Origin of the sequence: Vibrio sp. Vb2960, from assembly GCF_033337665.1 — a bacterium.
Taxonomy (GTDB): domain Bacteria; phylum Pseudomonadota; class Gammaproteobacteria; order Enterobacterales; family Vibrionaceae; genus Vibrio; species Vibrio alginolyticus.
The window spans coordinates 34,376-54,673 of record NZ_JAWORD010000016.1; the positions used below are offsets into that span (position 1 = coordinate 34,376).

Consider the following 20,298-nt stretch of genomic DNA (forward strand, 5'->3'; position numbering starts at 1 on the left):
GTCATGGAACATTACATTAGTCTGTTAGTTAAATCGATTTTCATCGAAAACATGGCTCTGTCTTTCTTCCTAGGTATGTGTACTTTCCTTGCCGTATCTAAGAAGGTTAAGACCTCTTTCGGCCTAGGTGTTGCAGTTGTGGTAGTTCTGACTATCGCTGTTCCTGTGAACAACCTGGTATACAACCTAGTTCTGAGAGAGAACGCGTTAGTTGAGGGCGTGGACCTTAGCTTCCTAAACTTCATCACCTTTATCGGTGTAATTGCAGCACTTGTACAGATTCTAGAGATGGTCCTAGATCGTTTCTTCCCACCTTTGTACAACGCGCTAGGCATCTTCCTACCGCTGATCACAGTAAACTGTGCAATCTTCGGTGGTGTATCTTTCATGGTACAACGTGACTACAACTTTGCTGAATCGATCGTTTACGGTTTCGGCTCTGGTGTGGGCTGGATGCTAGCAATCGTTGCTCTTGCAGGTATCCGTGAGAAGATGAAGTACTCTGACGTACCTCCAGGTCTACGTGGTCTTGGTATCACATTTATCACTGTAGGTCTTATGGCGTTAGGCTTTATGTCTTTCTCTGGTGTTCAACTGTAAGTCGGGTAAACCGCAACAATTAAGGAATAGTCAATGGACATTATTCTTGGTGTAGTGATGTTTACTCTGATCGTACTTGCACTAGTACTAGTGATTCTTTTCGCTAAGTCTAAGCTTGTACCAACAGGTGACATTACAATTTCTGTGAACGATGACCCTTCTCTGGCGATCGTTACACAACCAGGTGGTAAGCTACTGAGTGCTCTAGCAGGTGCTGGCGTATTCGTATCTTCTGCTTGTGGTGGCGGTGGCTCATGTGGTCAGTGTCGCGTAAAAGTTAAATCAGGTGGTGGCGACATCCTACCAACCGAGCTTGACCATATTACTAAAGGTGAAGCGCGTGAAGGTGAGCGTCTAGCGTGTCAGGTTGCAATGAAAACTGACATGGATATCGAGCTTCCTGAAGAAATCTTCGGCGTTAAGAAGTGGGAATGTACTGTTATCTCTAACGATAACAAAGCGACATTCATCAAAGAGCTTAAGCTACAAATTCCAGATGGCGAATCAGTACCTTTCCGTGCTGGTGGTTACATCCAGATTGAAGCTCCTGCTCACCACGTGAAATACGCAGACTACGATATTCCTGAGGAATACCGTGAAGACTGGGAGAAGTTCAACCTTTTCCGTTACGAGTCTAAAGTTAATGAAGAGACCATTCGTGCATACTCTATGGCTAACTACCCAGAAGAGCACGGTATCATCATGCTTAACGTTCGTATCGCAACTCCGCCGCCGAACAACCCAGACGTACCACCAGGCATCATGTCTTCGTACATCTGGTCTCTAAAAGAAGGCGACAAGTGTACTATTTCTGGTCCATTTGGTGAGTTCTTTGCGAAAGATACAGATGCAGAAATGGTATTCGTTGGTGGTGGTGCTGGTATGGCTCCAATGCGCTCACACATCTTCGACCAACTTAAGCGTCTGCACTCTAAGCGTAAGATGTCTTTCTGGTATGGCGCACGTTCTAAGCGTGAAATGTTCTACGTAGAAGATTTCGATATGCTACAAGCTGAGAATGACAACTTCGTATGGCACTGTGCACTGTCTGATCCACTTCCAGAAGATAACTGGGATGGTTACACTGGCTTTATTCACAACGTTCTTTACGAGAACTACCTACGTGATCACGAAGCGCCAGAAGACTGTGAATACTACATGTGTGGTCCACCTATGATGAACGCTGCTGTAATCGGCATGCTGAAAGATCTAGGTGTAGAGGATGAAAACATCCTACTAGATGACTTCGGTGGTTAATTCCTCCAAGTGATTGAATCTATGGCTAGCTCTCCAAGAGCTAGCCATTATTTTTTATAGACATAAAACTGATATTCAACAGTTGATATAGGTAATCGGATTGAAAGGATTGGTCCTATTTCCCATATCAATTCAACAACATTGGGAGTTAACAAGTGAAAAAGTGGCTTGTTGCATTCGCTTCTCTATTGATTTTGGCTGGCTGTGAGCAGCCTGCAGATCAAATTCATTTAAGTGGCCCTACCATGGGGACTTCTTACAACATCAAGTATATCGAGCAAGATGGTATTCCAACGCCAAAAGCGATGCAGACAGAAATTGATCGCTTATTGGAAGAGGTTAATGACCAAATGTCGACCTATCGTGACGACTCAGAGTTAAGTCGTTTTAATCAGCATCAAACGAGCGAGCCATTTACAGTTTCGACACAAACAGCAACGGTAGTGAAAGAAGCAATTCGCCTTAACGGTCTTACTTTAGGTGCATTGGATGTGACGGTCGGCCCTCTAGTTAACCTGTGGGGGTTTGGTCCAGAAGCTCGTCCAGATGTAGTTCCAACCGATGAAGAACTCGCTTCTCGCAAAGCAAATACCGGTATTCACCACCTATCTGTTGATGGTAATACACTGTCCAAAGATCTTCCTAACTTGTACGTCGACCTATCGACGATTGCGAAAGGTTGGGGGGTTGACGTGGTTGCTGACTACCTTCAATCTGAAGGGGTACAGAACTTTATGGTCGAAGTCGGTGGTGAAATGCGTCTCAAAGGTGTCAATCGTGAAGGTGTGCCTTGGCGTATCGCAATTGAAAAACCGACCGTTGATGAACGTTCAATTCAAGAAATTATTGAACCAGGCGACATGGCAATTGCAACAAGTGGTGACTATCGTAATTACTTTGAGAGTAATGGTGTGAGATACTCTCATATTATTAATCCACGAACAGGCAAACCAATTCATCATAAAGTGGTGTCTGTAACGGTATTAGATAAATCGTCGATGACTGCTGATGGTCTTGCAACTGGTCTTATGGTGCTAGGTGAAGACAAAGGCATGGCAATTGCGAACGAAAATAATATTCCTGTTTTCATGATTGTGAAAACGGAAGATGGTTTTAAAGAGTTGGCTTCGGAAGCATACAAGCCATTCATGAAGAAATAACAACAGAAGTGAGCATGTTTTTATGAATACATTTCTAATTACCTTTGCTGTGTTTGTCGCGGTAATCACTGCAATGGCTGTCGGATACATTTTCCAAAAGAAAGTCGTGAAAGGTAGCTGCGGTGGCCTAGGGGCAGTTGGCATCGAAAAAGTGTGTAATTGTCCAGAACCCTGCGATGCGCGTAAAAAACGTGAAGCGCGCGAGGCTGCGCGTGCTGAGAAATTGGCGGCGTGGGAAAAAGATAGAATTGCTTAGTATTGGTTAATCGTACTAAGAAAGTGATAAAGCTCAGCGTTCTGCTGAGCTTTATTTTTAGGTAGCTAACCAAAACTCAGATGTCCGAGAAAGAGCCTAATACCATGTTTTGTTGTTTCTTTCTCTCATGTTACAGAGCAAGACCACACCGATAGTCATTAGGACGAAGAAATGATTTGGTTACGTCCGTTCTCTTTGGCCATGTAAAGTCGCTCATCCGCCACTTTTATTTGTTGTTCCAGCTCCCCCTCGATGTTGCTTACACCAATACTCGCGGTCACAAGAATGTTTTTGTCCAAATAAGTTATTGGCGTTTTTTCTATGCGCTGTCTCATTTGTTCTAAGCGTGTTAGAAAGCCGTCATAGTCGCCACTGGCTTGAATACAAAACTCCTCGCCACCAAGCCTAGCGACAATATCATTTGGAAAATAGATTTTTAGAATATTCGCTATCATGACTAACACTGCATCGCCGCCCTCATGTCCGTGTGTATCATTTACTTGCTTAAAGAAATCGATATCAAGCATCGCGATGTTTCTTTGAGCGTTTTCTACATGGGGTTGCTCAAACAGAAAGCGGCGGTTCCATAAGCCCGTTAGCGCATCTTGATTTGCCATTTTAAACAGTTCAGATGTTGCGTCTTTGATATCTAACAGTTGGTGAATACGGCAAAAAAATTCTTCTTGATTAAATGGCTTGTATAAAAAGTCATTGGCCCCTGCTTTTAGAAACCTAGCCGTCATGGTCTTAGAGTTACTACCCGACAAGCCGAGAATGGCTAATTGATTTTTATCCCACTTCCGACGTAATTCACGCACCATAGTAATGCCATCTTTAACGGGCATATCATGGTCGGTTAAAACGAGAGTGATATCTGGATTTTGCTCGACAAGCTCTAGGGCTTTTTGCCCATTGTCAGCTTCCAACGTCTGAATATATTGATGCTCCAAAAGTTGGGCAATGTGTCTTCTTACGGTGTGTGAATCATCAACGACTAAACATTTGTGTTGTTGATTGTTGGTTAGTCGCTTGAGGAGTGGTAATAGATAGGAAACGGACGCCATGCTGTCTTTCAAAATATAGTCGAGGACACCTTTTGCAAGCATCTTTTCGCGAGTGTCTTCTTGAAATCGAGCCGTTAAAACAATGACACGATGACCATGTTCCAAAACGAGGTCAATAATCTCGCCATCTTGAGCATCCGGTAAACAATAGTCTAAAACCGCACAGAAGAGGTCCTGTGCTGAAGATAACAAGTTCTTTGCCTCCGCGTAGCTTTCCGCTGCGATGACCTCATAACCAGCTTGGCTTATTGTTTGGCAAAGAAAGTTTTTAAATGCACGACTATCTTCAACAACCAGAATCTTATTACTCAAGCGCAGTCCCCAAAATTAATTGTTTAAAATCAATGATAACTAAAATTAAACTTATCGCCATCAAAAAACACATGTCAACCAAAAGTAGAACAACTACCCAAATGTTTGACACGCATCCGTTAACATCACATCATTATTCCTGTCTTAGTTATATAATTATGTTTAGCTAACGTAGGGAGAAAGTAGTATGGAAATGCATCAACATGGTATGGCTGAGCTATTTCAACAACTGGGCCTCGGTAGCTCTCCTCAAGAAATGAAAGATTTTATTAATCAACATCGACACAAAAGAGATTCTGCGCCTTTACATGAAGCTAGCTTTTGGACGATGTCACAGGCGAACTTTCTAAAACAAGCCATCGAAGAAGATGCAGATTGGGCCGAATTGGTCGATCAATTGGACGTAATGCTTCGAGATTGACGTTCGTTTAAACACACCCATTTCTCTTCAGGTAGATTTGATTTATACTGTTTTTTTGAACAGTGCTTTGATGGCTATGTCAAATCGAATTAGAAAAATTATTCATGTCGATATGGATTGTTTTTATGCTGCCGTCGAGATGAGAGATAACCCCAGTTACCGTGGCATTGCACTCGCTGTTGGCGGACATGAAAAGCAGCGTGGAGTGATTAGCACCTGTAATTATGATGCGCGTAAATATGGTGTTCGCAGTGCAATGTCAACGGCGCGCGCGCTGCAACTCTGTCCTCATTTGTTGGTTGTGCCCGGTAGAATGCATGTATACAAACAAGTCTCTCAGCAAATTCGTGCTATTTTTGAGCGTTATACGCCTATCATTGAACCTCTCTCATTGGATGAAGCATACCTCGATGTCACGGACTCGACAGCTTGCCGTGGCTCCGCAACGTTGATCGCAGAGTCAATTCGCCGTGATATCTGGAGTGAACTTGGGTTGACGGCATCGGCGGGCATTGCTCCGATTAAGTTTCTTGCCAAGGTCGCGTCAGACATGAACAAGCCCAACGGTCAGTTTGTGATTCCGCCAGAGAAAGTCCAAGAGGTTATCGATAGTCTTCCGCTAGAGAACATTCCTGGTGTGGGAAAAGTGAGTCTTGAGAAGCTCCACCAAGCCGGTTTTTATCGATGTGAGGACATTAAAAACAGTGACTATCGAGAGTTGTTGAGGCAGTTTGGTCGTCAGGGTGCCTCCTTATGGCAGCGAAGCCATGGAATTGATAATCGAGAAGTCGTTGTTGAGCGCGAGAGAAAGTCCGTCGGTGTGGAAAGGACATTCAGCCAGAACATCGCAACCTATGGTGAATGTTGGCAAGTGATTGAGGAGAAACTTTATCCTGAACTCGAGAAACGTTTAGAGCGTGCAAGCCCAGATAAGTCGATTATTAAACAAGGCATTAAAGTCAAATTTGCCGACTTTCAACTGACAACAATTGAGCACATCCATCCGCAATTAGAGCTTGAGGACTTCAAGATCTTGCTAAGAGATATTCTTAAACGCCAAAATGGACGGGAAATTCGCCTTTTAGGCTTGAACGTGATGCTCAAGCCCGAAGACCAAGCGCGTCAATTGAGCTTTTTTTAGGCCCTTACCGTTTCTACCTGCGTTAATACCTGCTCAAAACTTACGTTTGCCATTGCACCATAACCTGCTAGCTTTGAGGCTTTTAGCTGACTAATCAAAGGAGTGCTGATTCCGCACAAGAAGCGAGCAACGGAATCATTACTGATGGCCGATGGGGAAAGCTGAATAAACTCCTGCGCCCATATCGATACTTGAGATTGTTCAATATCTTCAGGTTCTGGTGCTGTGAATGTGGCGACGTGACCACGACACACGGAGCAGTGACCACATTGCTTTGGTGCATCGTGATCCGCAAAGTAGTTCGCCAATTGTGAGCTCAAACAGTGCTCGGACTGGAACAAGTGCAGCATGGTGTGGATTCTTTCGATATCTTTGCTTTCTTTGGATTGGAACAGTTCAGACAGTTGTTGGATTAAAACATCCGAGCTCTGTTTGGTTGGCATAACTGAGTACACGTCCGTCAGTTGTTTGCTCTCTAGTTCTATCCAGCCGTTCTGGTGAAAATAGTCGAGCGCTGCGACAACTCGGCTGCGTTCCGATTGATAGTTCATCCATAGCGCTTCTAGATCAACTTGGCACCACACTTTGGCTTTTTGTGAGCAGGAAAAAATAGCCTCCACAAATTGACGTCGCTCGCCTTGAAATTGATTCACAATAAACTGCTGATCGTGCAAAAACTTAAACCGATATTCCGCAAAGTAACTGTACTTTGCTTCAATGACGTTATGTAGCTCCAAATAAACCAACAAGGTTTTGAGTGGCAATTGGCGGATATTACTTTCACGCGACAAACGCAGTGGCACTACCTCCCATTGTGGAGCATGTTCTTTCGCTTGCTCGACTACATAGTTAATTGACGTAAATTCTGGTGTGTCACCATAGACAAAATTCTCCAACACCGTTAAGCCGGACGTATTGCCTAGCAGAATGCACTCAGAGCGTTGCCCGTCCCTGCCTGCACGTCCAATCTCTTGTGCGTAGTTCTCGATTGATTTGGGTAAGTCGAAGTGAATGACGCGTCGAATATCAGATTTATCGACCCCCATACCAAATGCAATCGTTGCAACAATACAGTCAATTTGGCCATCCATGAACTGCTGTTGGATTTGTTCACGAACGTCGCTTTTCATGCCAGCGTGGTATGCGTGAGCGTTAATGCCAATATGGATTAATGACTTTGCTACTCGTTCTGCTGTTTGCTGCTGCGTCACGTATACGATGGTCGGAAGCTTAGGTGAAGAGGCGATGATCTCACTGAGCTGTTCTTGTTTCTTTGTTTCCTCACACGGGATCACCGAGATATCCAGATTAGAGCGGTAGAAGCCTGTAACGGTAATATGTTCACTGGCAATATCGAACTTTTTTTGCATGTCTTCAATAACTGCAGGCGTTGCCGTTGCGGTGAGAAGTAAAGACTGTGGGATGTTCAGTTCACGTTGATATTGCGGTAGTTTGAGATAATCTGGACGAAAGTTATGCCCCCATTCGGAAATACAGTGCGCTTCATCAATGACCATCAAAGAAATCGGTACTTGGCGAATGAATTCACGAAAACGCTCATTTTTTAGTCGCTCAACAGAAATCATCAAGATTTTGATTTGTCCATTCTTCACGCCAGCCATGACCTGTTGTGCTTCTTCTCTACTTTGACTGCTATCGATAGAAGCGGCCGCGATTCCTTTACTTTGTAAAAAGCTCAGTTGATCCTTCATTAACGCCAACAACGGAGAGATCACCAACGTAAGGTTGGGTAATATGGTTGCAGGTAGTTGATAACAGAGTGACTTCCCCGAGCCTGTAGGAAAGATTGCCGCAGCAGAGTAACCATTCATAACGGCTTCAATAACGGGTTGCTGACCTTGGCGTAATGAGTCAAAACCAAATACAGATTGAAGTGTTTGATGCAGCGAGTCACTTTGCATAATAGGGAAACCTTTCTTTGATGGTAAACTTGGCTACATTAACACACTCCGAATACTAAACGCGCGTCCTAAAAGTATGAACAAAGCCGACTTAGTCCAAATTATCATCCAACATCTGGAAGAAAAACTTCAAGTTTCCCATGCATCGGCTCAGCGAGCGATCGATGCCGCGACAGATGAAGAAACTGTTCCCGAGCACAAGTACGATACATTGGCACTTGAAGCCGCGTATCTTGCTCATGGACAAGCCATGCGAATCCAAGATAGTGAAGAGGAATTGCGTCAATATCGTTCTTTAGTGACTCGCGACTTTAAGAATGCGCCTGTTGGTGTTGGCGCTTACGTTGTTCTCGCAGATGAGAATTTGATCGAAAAGCACTTCTTTGTAGGCCCTTGCTCTGGTGGTTTGACTGTTCAATATCAGGCTCAGGAAGTCTTTGTCTTAACAGCTAAATCTCCTCTGGGTCGAGCGTTGTTCGGAAAAGAAGAAGGTGATGAGGTTGACGTGAAAATAGGAGATAAAACAACTTGTTACGAAGTCGTGACGATTTGCTGACATCTCATGTATCACTCAGTGTTATGTTTAACACGAGTAATGTTAAATAAAAGAGAATGACATGAAAAAGCTTTTTACACTCTCATTGCTGATGGTCAGTGCTACTGGTTATGCAGCGCAGTGTCGTGTGGACATCAATAATGAAGTCCGTATGGATGGGCAAAGCTTGGAAATTCGCCAAACGACAGGTGATAAAGCTGTCGTGGATGAAGATAACAATCTATTCATCAAAGGTGAGTTAATTGAACTCAATGCCGACCAAAAAGCGGCAATTGAAGACTATCGCGAAAAAATGAACGCGTATATTCCACAAGCAAAGCAGTTGGCGAGTGATGGTTTAGCGCTTGCAAATGACATCATCGATGATGTCGCGGAAAGCCTAGACGCACCTGGCGCGTTTGATAACGTCAAAGTCGCAGTACAGGACTTTTTCGCTGATGTTGAATCACGTTACTACAAAGATGGCGATTTCATTCTACCAGCGGAAAGTTTTGAGTCCATGACACAAGGGTGGACTGAAGACTTTGCAAAAGCACAAGAGATCTTCAATAAAGAGTTTTTAGCGAGTTCGTTGGATGCTTTATCGAAAAAAATGAAGGAAGAGGGGGGGATAAACCTCACTGCATTATCGGAGAGTATGGCTGAACTCAGCGCGAAAGTAGAAGAGCGTTTAGCTGAGCATTCGAAAGAGGTAGAACAACAAGCAGAAGACTTGTGCGATTCGCTGGATGACATGGCAGGACAAGAAGACGATCTGTTGAAGAAAATCCCTGAGCTAAAAGATTACCGAGTATTTACGATTTAATTACTCATTAAAAAGTAAAAAACTCAATGAGATAAAGAAAGAGAGCACGATTGTGCTCTCTTTTCGTTTTTACATACTTGAATAAGTAATGGAAACAAGACGATATTTGCGTTTTACTCGCTTGTTCTTTGATAGCTTATTGCGTATTCATCTCGGTGAGTTTATCGCCGACAGGTTTTGAGAAGTTAAAGCCATCATGCTGATCCCAGTTGATAGACCATGTCATTACCCCTGCATAATTCGGGTAATGGTACGCTGGTTTAACGGTGCCACATGAAGTGCCTTTGGTTAAACAATCTAGTGCGTTGATAATATTCTGTGTTGGAGCCTGCCCTGAATTTGCCGAGCTAGGACCTGAAGGTAAACCGATTGCGACTTGATCATCGCGCAATGGTGCAAATTGAGTGCCGTCGGCCAACTCAAAACCTTCGATAAGCATTTTAGATTGCGCTACCATCATATCCACAGAGCCTTCTGGTGCACTGCCTGGCAGGTATGGGTTTGGCAAACCGCCGTTGTTATATAACTGGACGTGAAGCAAGTCGAGCGTGCTGCGTGTCTCGTTTATCACAGGAATGTAAGCTCCCCAAATACCGCTGTAAGCCACATAGCCGCCTTGAACATAAGGGTGCTCAGGCGCCATGGTTAGGTACATATCGCCACCCATGTTTTGCTCTATTTGAAGCAAAGCACGACCAAGGCGAGCTTGAATTTGCGAGCCATGAACTAAGTTAGAACCACTCTCTAAATCCACATCTAGACCATCAAAGCCCCACTCAGCGATAAGACCTGTTAGGCTAGAGACAAAGTTGGCTTCATCTTGGTCGGTATTCAGCGTAATCGTGCCTTCTGCGCCGCCAAGAGAGAGAACAAACTTCTTACCTTTAGCTTGAAGCGCTGCCATGTCCTGCTTGAATTGTGTTGGATCGAGTGCTGGACAATCGCTGTAAATATCGCCTGAATATAGATTAAAGTGCACGGTGCCATCACTGTTGCGATCATTTTCAGCAAAGGCAATATCAATCACATCCCAAGCATCTGCCATATCTGCTAGACGAATTGGACAGCCCGCTCCATTTACAAAATTGTGCCAGTAACCGATGAGTTTATGGCGTTTATCTACTTGCTCAACCACCGTTATTGCTGCGGCGTCAGACAATGCATTGCTTCCTGACAAATCCACAGCTTGGGCGCTAACTGTAAAGTTACCAAGTGCAGTTGGTGTCCAGTTGGCTGTGTAAGGTGCCGTGGTATCGGTTGCAACAATAGAGCCGTTGATCATGAAATCAACGTGTTTAATGCCTGAAGTTAAAGACGTTGCATCGGCGCTTAATGCGAGGCTTTTGCCTAATCCGGTGGTCTGACCGCTGCTTGGTGAAGTCAGAGAGACGACCAAATCTTTATCGCTGACTTCCACACCAACCAGGGACTCTGACGTGTTGTTATCATTATCGGTTGCGACGGCTTTAAGCTGGTTAGCGCCAATAAGTGTGGCGTTCCAAGTAACGGAATATGGCGCTTGAGTGGTGACCCCTAAGCTGGTGTTGTTCGCAAAAAACTCAACTTGCGTGACTGTGCCATCAGCATCGCTTGCGTTTGCCGTGATTTCGTTATTGCTGCCAGCGAGCACGACTTGTCCATCCGTTGGTGCCGTAATGGTAACTTGCGGTGGTGTCGAACAAGCACCTAGGCCACTCCAAGCATCTTGCCAGTATAGCCCTTCACCAGGCTCGTAAGCCCATGTCGCATCCGAGGAGCACCAACCAGCAACATCACAACGATATTTTTGGTTGAAGTGAGAAACCAGGTCGCCAGCTTGATAACTTGTGCCTGCCACATAAGGTACTGCATCTGGACATCCGCCCGTTCCGGTTTCTGAATTACTAATAACCAGCGCTACTTCTTGGCTCATCGTTGCGAGGTTTGTATCATCAGTCGCTTGTGCTTTGAACGAGTATGTACCTGGACTAGCGGTCCATTGATATTCGTAAGGTGCGCTAGTATCAATGGCGACAGATTGATTGTTTACGAAGAACTCAACTTGTGTGACCACACCATCAATATCGTCAGCTTGAGCGGCTACGGTTAGGTTATCGCCTACATTAAGCACTTCTGTGCCTACTGGGCTTGTCAATGAAATGCTTGGTGGCGGTAATTCGACTTGTGGTTGAACTTGGATAGAAATCGTCGTGGTGCTAACAGCTCCCTCATTATCTGTCGCAATTGCGGTCAATTGCGAGATCCCTTCAATAGCTGTCCAAGAAGCTTCGAATGGTGCTTGAGTTACCACAGCAACGGTTTGGTTGCCTGCAACAAACTCAATTTGTGTGATTTGGCCATCTTCGTCAGCTGCGTTGGCTAACAAAGTGATCGCACTGCCTTCGGGAATTTGTGCGTTGTTTATTGGAGAGGAGAACGACACCGTTGGTGATAAATTGTTGCTTCCACCATCACATTGCCCTAACGCTTTCCATGCTTCCCAAGATCCTGAGTTGGTCACGGGATCATTGCCTTGCGTCCAATATGCAGCCTCATAAGCGGCTCCTTGCGTTTTTACTAAAGCGCCCGATGTATAAGTCGCAGTGCTGTCCCAGTCGGGTAGACTTTGACAGTTATAGGCTTGAGCTTGGTAGCTGGCGCTGAGTGCTACAACCATCGCTCCGTGAAGTAGGGTGACCTTCATTTTCCTCTCCTTGAATCATGGGTATAAATGAGAACAGAGTAATAACTAGCTGATAAATAGACATTAGGGGGAAAAAGCGAAGCACAATATTCTGCTTTTCGACACAGTATCACGAGGAACAGTTCGTCCCTTACACCAGAGCTCATTATTTTTCGGCTCACTTCACGGCAGAAGGATTGGTAAAATTCAGCCACGTAAAACGAACAACAGTCGCGAGGCTTTTGAGCGATGAATATGAGATGTACGTTAAAATTTACAAGCTGAATGACTACAAATTGTTTCAACTGTCGAGGATTTAACCGAGGTGCTCTTGTTGAATAGTGAATATTGCTATAGTGTACTAGTTAGCTAGTTCAATGATATTTTTGTGTGAGTAGTATGACACAGCAAACCTCTTCTCAGCCTCGCGAGCATTTTGGCTCTCGTCTCGGGTTCATCTTAGCTGCCGCAGGTGCCGCAGTTGGCCTTGGCAATATTTGGGGCTTCCCAACTCAAGCAGCCAGTAATGGTGGCGGTGCTTTCCTATTAGTTTATTTGGTGATGATTCTTATCGTCGCATTTCCGATGCTGGTGGTTGAAATGGCGATTGGTCGCCATGGTCAAGCCAACCCTGTAGACAGTATGCGTGCAATCACAGATAACCCTACCAGTAAAAAGCTCGGCGGCATTGTGGGTTGGATTGGTTTAAGCGTACCAAGCGCTGTCTTAGCGTTTTATTCAATTGTTGGTGGTTGGTTGATCTGCTTTTTACTGGGTGCAATCACAGATCTAATGGGGTTAGAAGCTGCAACTCATTGGCTAAAGGGCTTTAGTGTTGAACGTAACTTGTTCGGAACCATTACTTTTTATGTACTGACGATTCTCATCGTACAAGGTGGCGTAAAACAAGGTATTGAGAAGTGGTCCACACGTTTGATGCCAGCATTGTTTGTTCTGTTTGCTCTGCTATTTGCTTACATCATGACGCAAAACGGTGCGATGGAAGGTCTGAAACATTACCTAGTGCCGGATTTTGAAAAGGTATGGGACCGCAAGTTGATTCTTGCTGCAATGGGACAGGGCTTCTTCTCGCTTACGATCGGTGGCTGTTCAATGCTGATTTACGGATCTTACTTGAGTAAGAAAGAAAACCTACCAAAGATGGCGATGAACGTGACCATGGTAGATACTGCCGTTGCTTTCATTGCAGGGTTAGTGGTGATGCCAGCGATGTTTGTAGCAATGCAAAAGGGCGTTCAAATCTATGCAGAAGATGGCTCTCTCTTAAGCTCAGATACGTTAGTGTTTACGGTATTGCCACTAATGTTTGATAGTTTAGGTTTGCTTGGTCAATTATTCTCTATTGTGTTCTTCTTATTGTTGACGATTGCGGCGCTAACGTCTTCCATTTCAATGTTAGAGTGTCCAGTGGCTTTAGTGAGTGAGCGCTTCAATACTAAGCGCAGCGCAACGAGCTGGGTTTTAGGTGGTCTCATTGCTTTGTTCAGTGTGGTGATTGTTTATAATTTTGGTGCTCTATTTGGTATGGTCGCGACGGTTGCTACTCAGTATCTACAACCAACCGCTGCGCTCTTATTCTGCTTATTTGGTGGTTGGGTATGGAATCGCAACTCAAAAATCAAAGAGCTTGAGCAAGGTTGCCCGGAGTTTACGCAAGGTTGGTTTGGTAAGTTATGGCCTGCGTATGTGAAGTTTGTATGTCCAATTCTTGTGGCGACAGTCATCTGGGCTTCATTTGGCTAACCGAGACGTCTATCGAATAAAAGAAAAGGGCTTGATGGTAACTCATCAAGCCCTTTTTCATATTGGTTATTCTCGTTTCGGTTATCCGCCAAGCATGGTGTGGATTAACGGAATTGTCCTGCTTCTGGAAGAAAGTCAAAACCAGCAGAAGCCAGTTTTGTCTCCAGTGCTGTGCGCTCGATATCGAAGAAAGCCACCAGTTTGTCCAGATCACCTCCGAAGTCATCGCGTAGCTTCATATTCACAATGCTCATCAGCATGACAGGGTCCATGGATTCAAAGTTCGCTAGATTCATTACTTATCCTCAAAATCTGAAATCAGTAGGTTTGCCGCAGCAAATGCCGCTTTTTCACGCACTTCTTTAGGCAGGGACTCATCCGCTGCAACATCGTTCAGTGCTTTAACTGCACATGAAATTGCTTGGGGAATATAAGCTTGATCGCCACTACCAATCTGAGCATAAAGCTCACGAACCAGTTCACAACAGCCGTATACTTGCATGTTTTCTTTCCACTAAATGATAACTTATCTCAATATACACACAGCGGATTTGAAACTCAAAGTACAGAGTTGTTTTGGCTCAAGTTGAAGGTTTGCTTGAGCGAGATTTAATCACTGCATTTGTGCTTCTAACTGCTGAGTGACTTCTGGTGAAAGTTGAAGTTGTTTTGCTAGTTCTTGCAGATACGCTTTTTCCATAAAGTTTTGTTCATCAGCGACGATCAAAGACGCCAGGTAAATTTCTGACGCTTGTTGAGGAGAGGTCGCCTGATTAGCAATTTCAGCAGGATCAAGCGGTTTGTTTAACTCTTGCTGAACGAGGTGACGAACGTGCTCATCTGCGCCCATATCCGCGAGAGCTTGTTCAATGCGAGCCATTTCCTCTTCATCAACGTGACCATCAGCTTTTGCAGCTCCAATCATTGCTTTTAAAATTAAGACACTGTGTTTACTGTCATCGGGGTCAAAGGTTTCTTGAACACCTTGACCGGATTGCTTGGCTTGCCAGTCGTTATACACTTTGTAGGCCAAGGCTCCAAGCGCAGCTGCGCCACCGACTTTTAATGCGCTTGACCCTATTTTTTTAGTCATTTTTTTACTTTTCTTTGAGCCCATCAGCATACCGATGAGGCCTCCGCCTACAGCACCTGCTCCTAGCGTTTTTAGGCTACTTGAATTTGATGAGGATTTGATGTTGTTGGTTTGTTTGCCCAATGCATCTGCACCTTGCTTAAGTAAGTCTGATTTGAGTGCTTGGTTTAGAAGACTTTTTAAATCCATAACTGACCTCCTTTAGATGATGAAATCAGTTTAATAGCAAGAAGCTGAACCAAAGATTAACAAAGTGAATAGTTCGAAAAAGGTGGAGGGGGGGCGTTGAGCTGTAATAAAAAGGGCTGACCGAAGCCAACCCTTTTTAACTATTTGAAACTACTTCAAATGCGAACTCGTCTAGTGCTTACTTTAGTTGAGCTTTTACGTGCTCAACAATGTCAGTCATTGCGACTGCTGTTTTCTCACCAGTAGCACGGTTCTTGTATTCGAAGTTGCCTTCTTTCATTGAGCGGTCACCGATAATAATGGTATGCGGTACACCAATAAGCTCCATGTCAGAGAACATTACGCCTGGGCGTTCTTTACGGTCGTCAAATAGCACTTCGATGCCCATTGCTGTTAGCTCAGCGTACAATTTCTCAGCGGCTTCTTTCACTTCTTCTGACTTGTGCATGTTCATTGGAACGATCGCTACCTGGAATGGTGCGATTGCATCTGGCCAGATGATGCCGTATTTGTCGTGGTTTTGTTCAATAGCAGCCGCTACTACGCGAGTGATACCGATACCGTAACAACCCATTTCTAGGATGACGTTCTTACCATCAGGACCCAGTACACCACAGTTCATCGCTGCGGAGTAAGCGTTACCTAGTTGGAAGATATGGCCAACTTCGATACCACGCTTAAGCTGGATAATGCCCTTGCCACATGGGCTTGGGTCACCTTCCACAACGTTACGTAGGTCTTCAACTTGGCCAAGCTCTACATCACGACCCCAGTTAATACCGAAGTAGTGTTTGCCATCGATGTTCGCGCCCGCACCGAAGTCGCTCATTACCGCAACGCTGCGGTCAACAATGAACGGCAGTTTAAGGCCAACAGGGCCAAGTGAACCTGGGCCTGCACCGATAAGCGCACGAATTTCTTCTTCAGATGCCATTTCCAGTGGAGCTGCAACCTGAGGAAGGTTTTCTGCTTTCACTTCGTTCAGTTCATGATCACCACGAATAATAAGCGCGATGATTGGCGCATCAACTTCGTCAGATGCTTTCACAAACAGTGTTTTCACTGTTTTTTCAATTGGTAGTTCGAACTGCTCAACCAATTCAGCGATTGTTTTCGCGTTTGGCGTATCAACCAACGTCATTTCTTGTGTTGGTGCCGCAGCCTCAGAGGCTGGAGCTAGTGCTTCTGCTTTTTCAATGTTTGCCGCGTAATCTGACTCGCTAGAAAATGCGATGATATCTTCGCCGCTTTCAGCCAGTACGTGGAACTCTTGAGAGCCGCTACCACCGATAGCACCGCTATCTGCAAGTACAGGACGGTAATCCAGACCCATGCGATCGAATGCTTTACAGTAAGCATCATGCATTGCGTCGTATGACTTTTGTAGTCCGTCTTTATCAATGTCAAAGCTGTATGCATCCATCATTGAGAATTCACGTGAACGCATTACGCCAAAACGTGGGCGTCGTTCGTCACGAAATTTAGTTTGGATTTGGTACAGGTTTAGCGGAAGCTGTTTGTAAGAGCTCACTTCATTGCGAACAAGGCTAGTGATCACTTCTTCAGCGGTTGGGCTAAGTACAAACGGACGAACATGACGGTCAGTAAAGCGAAGTAGCTCAGGGCCCATCTTTTCGCTGCGGCCTGTCTCTTCCCATAGTTCAAACGGCTGAACAACGGGCATCAAAGTTTCGACTGCGCCTGCATTGTCGATTTCTTGACGAACGATGTTTTCGACTTTACGCAGTACACGTAGACCAGTAGGTAGCCAGGTGTATAAACCTGAAGCCAGCTTACGGATCATACCTGCACGTAGCATGAGCTGGTGGCTCACTACTTCTGCGTCGTTTGGAGTCTCCTTCAGAGTAGAAAGAAGATAATTACTGGTACGCATTAAATTTATCCGTTTATTTAAGTTAGATACCCAAGCTTGAATAAGCAGGAGTATGGGAGTTCCCGAAAGGGAAATTTGTTAGCCGTCTATAATATCAGCCAATTGCGTTTGTCAAAAGCTTTCAATAGCGGTAACCGTTATTAAGTTGCTTGTTGCTGTGAACTTTACGTTCAAGTCGAACAAATTTACCGCATATTCTTTGTCGTCCGGCTTGTTTTTCTTATATGCAGGGCGAGGATCTTGTGCCAGAACTTGTTCAATGACTGATCTTACATAGTCAGTATCGGATCGATTTTCTATCGTTGCTAATGCTTGAGCAGAAAAGGTGACTTGTGACTTTTCTGGCTCTTGGTCTGCGTATCCGCCTTGTGCTTCCGAAATAGAATCCGAATAGGGGATATAAGGCTTAATATCCACAATCGGTGTCCCATCCACGAGATCTACACTGCCTAAATCAAGATAGATTTGATCGCCTTGCTTAGTGACTCCTTTCACTTCAACGGCTGACATTCCGATTCCGTTTGGACGGAAAGTCGAGCGCGAGGCAAAGACACCAATTCGTTCATTGCCGCCTAATCGTGGCGGACGTACAGTTGGTTTCCAACCAGCTTCCAGGTTCTGATCAAATAGAAACAACAACCAAACGTGAGAGAACTGTTCTAGCCCACGCACTGCTTCAGGGCTATTTGCTGCACCTAACAGTTTTACGCGTGCTTTAGCCTCTGGTACTAAGCGTGGTTGGCGCGGAACTGCAAACTTTTCTTTGTACGGTGTCTCAATGACGCCGATGGGTTCGATGGAATACATAGTGGACATCTTTAAGAATTCATTGAGATGAAAAGTATCACAAATTTCTCTTGCTTTTCTTGTTGATAATGATTATTAATTAAAATGTTATAACATAACAATTTAATTGAAAGGAAAAGTATTATGAAACCAGGAATCCACCCTGAATATCGTCCTGTGGTGTTCCACGACACCAGTGTAGATAAGTACTTTGTCGTTGGTTCTACATTGAAAACGGAGAGAACCATCGAATGGAAAGATGGCAAAACTTACCCTTACTTTACGTTAGATGTGTCGTCAGCTTCTCACCCGTATTACACCGGTAAACAGCGCGTTGTACAAACCGAAGGTCGCATTGCGAACTTCAACCGTCGTTTTGGTCAATTTAAGAGCGAAAAGGAATAAATCATGAAGGTAGTAAAATCATTAAAAAGTGCAAAAAGTCGTCATCCGGATTGCCAGATTGTAAAACGGAGAGGGCGTCTTTATGTCATTTGTAAAACGAACCCGAGATTCAAAGCTGTGCAAAAGTAATTAACCTGCATATATCTAACTTATGGTTTTGTTTAATTGATAATGTTGAGTTAATTATCTTACATGGATGAAATATCTACATTTTTATTCAATGTTGGTTATAAATGCCTCTGTTCGTCACAGTTTGTAACATTTAGGGCTTTTATTTGACCTTCTACTCAAGTACCCTTCGCACGCTTTTTGACATTTTTGTCACATTTGCATAGGAATAAAAACAAGGAGGGAACAGATGAGTTCATCTGATTCAATTAAACAAAACTCGCCTAAGAAGCCGCTGTTTACGCGCTTTTTGGATACTGTCGAATATTTGGGGAACTTATTACCCCACCCGATCACACTATTTGCCATTTTCTGTTTAGCCATTCTGGTGATGTCGGGTATTGCAGGATACTTCGAAGTTTCCGTAGTTGATCCTCGTCCTGAGGGTGCAAAAGGTCGTGCCGCGGATGGCATGATTCATGTCGTTAGCTTGCTTAACGCTGATGGCCTTGAACTAATCGTTACCAATCTAGTGAAAAACTTTGTCGGCTTTGCACCTTTGGGTACGGTATTGGTTGCGATGTTGGGTGTTGCTATTGCTGAATACTCAGGCTTGCTATCTGCAGCAATGCGTGGCTTAGTCATGGGTGCATCACAACGCATGGTAACAGTGACGGTCGTTTTCGCGGGTATCATTTCAAATACGGCATCAGAGCTTGGCTATGTGGTACTTATTCCACTGGCTGCAATGCTGTTCCATTCTTTAGGTCGTCACCCACTTGCCGGTCTTGCTGCGGCGTTCGCTGGTGTATCTGGTGGTTACTCAGCAAACCTACTTATTGGTACGGTTGACCCGCTGTTGTCAGGCATTACTGAAACGGCGGCGCAAATGATCGACCCAACTTACACTGTTGGTCCAGAAGTTAACTGGTACTTCATGTTTGTGTCGACATTCTTCATTGCAATCACAGGTGCGTTTGTTACTGAAAAAATTGTTGAGCCAAAGCTTGGCAAATACAGTGAAGAAGAAGCCTCAGAAGATTTGTCGAACGACAAAATGGGTGGCTTAACAGACATTGAGAAGAAAGGCCTAAAACTAGCAGGTGTTGCTGTACTGGTTGTTTCAGCGCTGCTTGCTTGGACGGTTGTTCCAGAAGACGGCATTCTACGTTCTGATGCAGGTACAATTGCAGGTTCACCATTCCTGAAAAGTATCGTGGCATTCATCTTTGTGTTCTTTGCTATTCCAGGCTTTGTGTTTGGTAAAGTTGTTGGCACGATGAAGACGGATCGCGATGTAATTGATGCAATGGCGAAATCTATGTCTTCTATGGGCATGTACATTGTATTAGTTTTCTTTGCGGCTCAGTTCGTTGCTTTCTTTAAATGGACTAACTTCGGTCAGGTATTCGCGGTTGCTGGCGCTAGCTTCCTGCAAGAAATTGGCTTAACTGGTCCAATGTTGTTCTTTGCCTTCATCCTGATGTGTGGCTTTATCAACCTAATGATTGGTTCGGCATCGGCACAGTGGGCAGTAACGGCTCCGATTTTTGTTCCTATGTTGATGCTTGTTGGTTATGCACCGGAAACGATTCAGGCTGCTTACCGAATTGGTGACTCGACGACAAACATCATTACTCCAATGATGAGCTACTTTGGTTTGATTCTTGCCGTAGCGACTCGTTACATGAAGAACTTAGGTATCGGTACGCTGATCGCGACCATGCTACCTTACTCAATCTGCTTCATTGTAGGTTGGAGTGTGCTGTTCTACCTATGGGTATTCGTATTTGGTTTACCAGTAGGCCCTGGCGCAGCAACATACTACACACCGTAGAAAACGGTTACCTCACACAGCTCCATTATAAAAAGCCTGCGAACGTCGCAGGCTTTTTTATCGATT

20 protein-coding genes are annotated in these 20,298 nt (G+C 44.5%); 12 read left to right on the forward strand and 8 right to left on the reverse strand.

Annotated features, from left to right (window positions below):
- The first annotated feature begins 3 nt into the window (after nucleotides 1-3).
- The 4 genes from nqrE to nqrM all read left to right on the forward strand — a co-directional run bounded on the left by nqrE (nucleotide 4) and on the right by nqrM (nucleotide 3,273).
- The gene (nqrE, locus tag R7O03_RS14885) at nucleotides 4-600 is read left to right on the forward strand and encodes an NADH:ubiquinone reductase (Na(+)-transporting) subunit E (RefSeq protein ID WP_005380270.1); all 597 of its coding nucleotides are present in this window, start codon (nucleotides 4-6) and stop codon (nucleotides 598-600) included.
- 33 nt (nucleotides 601-633) lie between these two features.
- Nucleotides 634-1,857 carry an NADH:ubiquinone reductase (Na(+)-transporting) subunit F gene (nqrF, locus tag R7O03_RS14890; RefSeq protein ID WP_005380271.1) on the forward strand — a complete coding sequence of 408 codons (1,224 nt, stop codon included), beginning with the start codon at nucleotides 634-636 and terminating at the stop codon, nucleotides 1,855-1,857.
- A 155-nt stretch (nucleotides 1,858-2,012) separates the two neighbouring features.
- Nucleotides 2,013-3,017, forward strand: coding sequence for an FAD:protein FMN transferase (locus tag R7O03_RS14895; RefSeq protein ID WP_042521391.1), 1,005 nt, complete (start codon nucleotides 2,013-2,015; stop codon nucleotides 3,015-3,017).
- A gap of 22 nt (nucleotides 3,018-3,039) precedes the next feature.
- Entirely contained in the window at nucleotides 3,040-3,273 is a 234-nt protein-coding gene (gene nqrM / locus R7O03_RS14900; protein WP_005380273.1) for a (Na+)-NQR maturation NqrM, read from the forward strand.
- 158 nt (nucleotides 3,274-3,431) lie between these two features.
- Here the strand turns inward: nqrM and R7O03_RS14905 are convergent, their stop codons facing one another.
- Nucleotides 3,432-4,649 (reverse strand): response regulator, encoded by a 1,218-nt coding sequence (locus tag R7O03_RS14905; protein WP_005380276.1) that lies wholly within the window; start codon nucleotides 4,647-4,649, stop codon nucleotides 3,432-3,434.
- A gap of 187 nt (nucleotides 4,650-4,836) precedes the next feature.
- On the opposite strand from R7O03_RS14905, the gene R7O03_RS14910 reads away from it, so the two are divergent.
- Entirely contained in the window at nucleotides 4,837-5,070 is a 234-nt protein-coding gene (locus R7O03_RS14910; protein ID WP_005380277.1) for a DUF2789 domain-containing protein, read from the forward strand.
- A 76-nt stretch (nucleotides 5,071-5,146) separates the two neighbouring features.
- Entirely contained in the window at nucleotides 5,147-6,211 is a 1,065-nt protein-coding gene (gene dinB / locus R7O03_RS14915; RefSeq protein WP_047102667.1) for a DNA polymerase IV, read from the forward strand.
- Here dinB and R7O03_RS14920 read toward each other — a convergent pair.
- On the reverse strand, nucleotides 6,208-8,133 hold the full coding sequence (locus tag R7O03_RS14920; RefSeq protein WP_318131810.1) for a RecQ family ATP-dependent DNA helicase: 1,926 nt from the start codon (nucleotides 8,131-8,133) through the stop codon (nucleotides 6,208-6,210). The two genes, dinB and R7O03_RS14920, sit on opposite strands and share 4 nt — an antisense overlap.
- Before the next feature lie 76 nt (nucleotides 8,134-8,209).
- On the opposite strand from R7O03_RS14920, the gene R7O03_RS14925 reads away from it, so the two are divergent.
- Both R7O03_RS14925 and R7O03_RS14930 read left to right on the forward strand, forming a co-directional pair.
- On the forward strand, nucleotides 8,210-8,689 hold the full coding sequence (locus R7O03_RS14925; RefSeq protein WP_318131811.1) for a GreA/GreB family elongation factor: 480 nt from the start codon (nucleotides 8,210-8,212) through the stop codon (nucleotides 8,687-8,689).
- Between the two features lie 61 nt (nucleotides 8,690-8,750).
- Nucleotides 8,751-9,494, forward strand: a complete 744-nt coding sequence (locus R7O03_RS14930; RefSeq protein WP_005385316.1) for a YggN family protein — start codon at nucleotides 8,751-8,753, stop codon at nucleotides 9,492-9,494.
- A 136-nt stretch (nucleotides 9,495-9,630) separates the two neighbouring features.
- On the opposite strand, the gene R7O03_RS14935 is transcribed toward R7O03_RS14930, so the two are convergent.
- Nucleotides 9,631-12,177 carry an Ig-like domain-containing protein gene (locus R7O03_RS14935; protein WP_171346134.1) on the reverse strand — a complete coding sequence of 849 codons (2,547 nt, stop codon included), beginning with the start codon at nucleotides 12,175-12,177 and terminating at the stop codon, nucleotides 9,631-9,633.
- A gap of 378 nt (nucleotides 12,178-12,555) precedes the next feature.
- Between R7O03_RS14935 and R7O03_RS14940 the strand changes: the two genes are divergently transcribed.
- The gene (locus tag R7O03_RS14940; RefSeq protein WP_171346133.1) at nucleotides 12,556-13,920 is read left to right on the forward strand and encodes a sodium-dependent transporter; all 1,365 of its coding nucleotides are present in this window, start codon (nucleotides 12,556-12,558) and stop codon (nucleotides 13,918-13,920) included.
- A 104-nt stretch (nucleotides 13,921-14,024) separates the two neighbouring features.
- On the opposite strand, the gene R7O03_RS14945 is transcribed toward R7O03_RS14940, so the two are convergent.
- The 5 genes from R7O03_RS14945 to tsaA all read right to left on the reverse strand — a co-directional run bounded on the left by R7O03_RS14945 (nucleotide 14,025) and on the right by tsaA (nucleotide 17,903).
- Entirely contained in the window at nucleotides 14,025-14,216 is a 192-nt protein-coding gene (locus R7O03_RS14945; protein ID WP_005380289.1) for a DUF4250 domain-containing protein, read from the reverse strand.
- On the reverse strand, nucleotides 14,216-14,422 hold the full coding sequence (locus tag R7O03_RS14950; RefSeq protein WP_005391765.1) for a YaeP family protein: 207 nt from the start codon (nucleotides 14,420-14,422) through the stop codon (nucleotides 14,216-14,218). The genes R7O03_RS14945 and R7O03_RS14950 overlap by 1 nt, the downstream gene beginning before the upstream one ends.
- A 111-nt stretch (nucleotides 14,423-14,533) precedes the next feature.
- The gene (locus R7O03_RS14955) at nucleotides 14,534-15,202 is read right to left on the reverse strand and encodes a tellurite resistance TerB family protein (protein ID WP_005380291.1); all 669 of its coding nucleotides are present in this window, start codon (nucleotides 15,200-15,202) and stop codon (nucleotides 14,534-14,536) included.
- 178 nt (nucleotides 15,203-15,380) lie between these two features.
- Nucleotides 15,381-17,096 carry a proline--tRNA ligase gene (locus R7O03_RS14960; RefSeq protein WP_005380292.1) on the reverse strand — a complete coding sequence of 572 codons (1,716 nt, stop codon included), beginning with the start codon at nucleotides 17,094-17,096 and terminating at the stop codon, nucleotides 15,381-15,383.
- Between the two features lie 111 nt (nucleotides 17,097-17,207).
- Entirely contained in the window at nucleotides 17,208-17,903 is a 696-nt protein-coding gene (tsaA, locus tag R7O03_RS14965; RefSeq protein ID WP_005380294.1) for a tRNA (N6-threonylcarbamoyladenosine(37)-N6)-methyltransferase TrmO, read from the reverse strand.
- Between the two features lie 123 nt (nucleotides 17,904-18,026).
- Between tsaA and R7O03_RS14970 the strand changes: the two genes are divergently transcribed.
- From R7O03_RS14970 to R7O03_RS14980, 3 genes are all read left to right on the forward strand, one after another.
- Nucleotides 18,027-18,287 carry a type B 50S ribosomal protein L31 gene (locus R7O03_RS14970; protein ID WP_005380295.1) on the forward strand — a complete coding sequence of 87 codons (261 nt, stop codon included), beginning with the start codon at nucleotides 18,027-18,029 and terminating at the stop codon, nucleotides 18,285-18,287.
- 3 nt (nucleotides 18,288-18,290) lie between these two features.
- Complete coding sequence (ykgO, locus tag R7O03_RS14975; RefSeq protein WP_005380299.1) at nucleotides 18,291-18,416, forward strand: type B 50S ribosomal protein L36; 126 nt, start codon at nucleotides 18,291-18,293, stop codon at nucleotides 18,414-18,416.
- A gap of 229 nt (nucleotides 18,417-18,645) precedes the next feature.
- Nucleotides 18,646-20,232 carry an AbgT family transporter gene (locus R7O03_RS14980; protein WP_005380301.1) on the forward strand — a complete coding sequence of 529 codons (1,587 nt, stop codon included), beginning with the start codon at nucleotides 18,646-18,648 and terminating at the stop codon, nucleotides 20,230-20,232.
- Nucleotides 20,233-20,298: the final 66 nt, after the last annotated feature.

Bases quoted from the DNA above. Each gene is read 5' to 3' on its own strand.
- tsaA (WP_005380294.1), bottom strand. From the start codon at position 17,903: ATGTATTCCATCGAACCCATCGGCGTCATTGAGACACCGTACAAAGAA.
- dinB (WP_047102667.1), top strand. From the start codon at position 5,147: ATGTCAAATCGAATTAGAAAAATTATTCATGTCGATATGGATTGTTTT.
- R7O03_RS14950 (WP_005391765.1), bottom strand. From the start codon at position 14,422: ATGCAAGTATACGGCTGTTGTGAACTGGTTCGTGAGCTTTATGCTCAG.
- R7O03_RS14970 (WP_005380295.1), top strand. From the start codon at position 18,027: ATGAAACCAGGAATCCACCCTGAATATCGTCCTGTGGTGTTCCACGAC.
- nqrE (WP_005380270.1), top strand. From the start codon at position 4: ATGGAACATTACATTAGTCTGTTAGTTAAATCGATTTTCATCGAAAAC.
- R7O03_RS14960 (WP_005380292.1), bottom strand. From the start codon at position 17,096: ATGCGTACCAGTAATTATCTTCTTTCTACTCTGAAGGAGACTCCAAAC.
- nqrF (WP_005380271.1), top strand. From the start codon at position 634: ATGGACATTATTCTTGGTGTAGTGATGTTTACTCTGATCGTACTTGCA.
- nqrM (WP_005380273.1), top strand. From the start codon at position 3,040: ATGAATACATTTCTAATTACCTTTGCTGTGTTTGTCGCGGTAATCACT.
- R7O03_RS14940 (WP_171346133.1), top strand. From the start codon at position 12,556: ATGACACAGCAAACCTCTTCTCAGCCTCGCGAGCATTTTGGCTCTCGT.
- R7O03_RS14935 (WP_171346134.1), bottom strand. From the start codon at position 12,177: ATGAAGGTCACCCTACTTCACGGAGCGATGGTTGTAGCACTCAGCGCC.
- R7O03_RS14945 (WP_005380289.1), bottom strand. From the start codon at position 14,216: ATGAATCTAGCGAACTTTGAATCCATGGACCCTGTCATGCTGATGAGC.
- R7O03_RS14980 (WP_005380301.1), top strand. From the start codon at position 18,646: ATGAGTTCATCTGATTCAATTAAACAAAACTCGCCTAAGAAGCCGCTG.
- R7O03_RS14920 (WP_318131810.1), bottom strand. From the start codon at position 8,133: ATGCAAAGTGACTCGCTGCATCAAACACTTCAATCTGTATTTGGTTTT.
- R7O03_RS14930 (WP_005385316.1), top strand. From the start codon at position 8,751: ATGAAAAAGCTTTTTACACTCTCATTGCTGATGGTCAGTGCTACTGGT.
- ykgO (WP_005380299.1), top strand. From the start codon at position 18,291: ATGAAGGTAGTAAAATCATTAAAAAGTGCAAAAAGTCGTCATCCGGAT.
- R7O03_RS14925 (WP_318131811.1), top strand. From the start codon at position 8,210: ATGAACAAAGCCGACTTAGTCCAAATTATCATCCAACATCTGGAAGAA.
- R7O03_RS14955 (WP_005380291.1), bottom strand. From the start codon at position 15,202: ATGGATTTAAAAAGTCTTCTAAACCAAGCACTCAAATCAGACTTACTT.
- R7O03_RS14910 (WP_005380277.1), top strand. From the start codon at position 4,837: ATGGAAATGCATCAACATGGTATGGCTGAGCTATTTCAACAACTGGGC.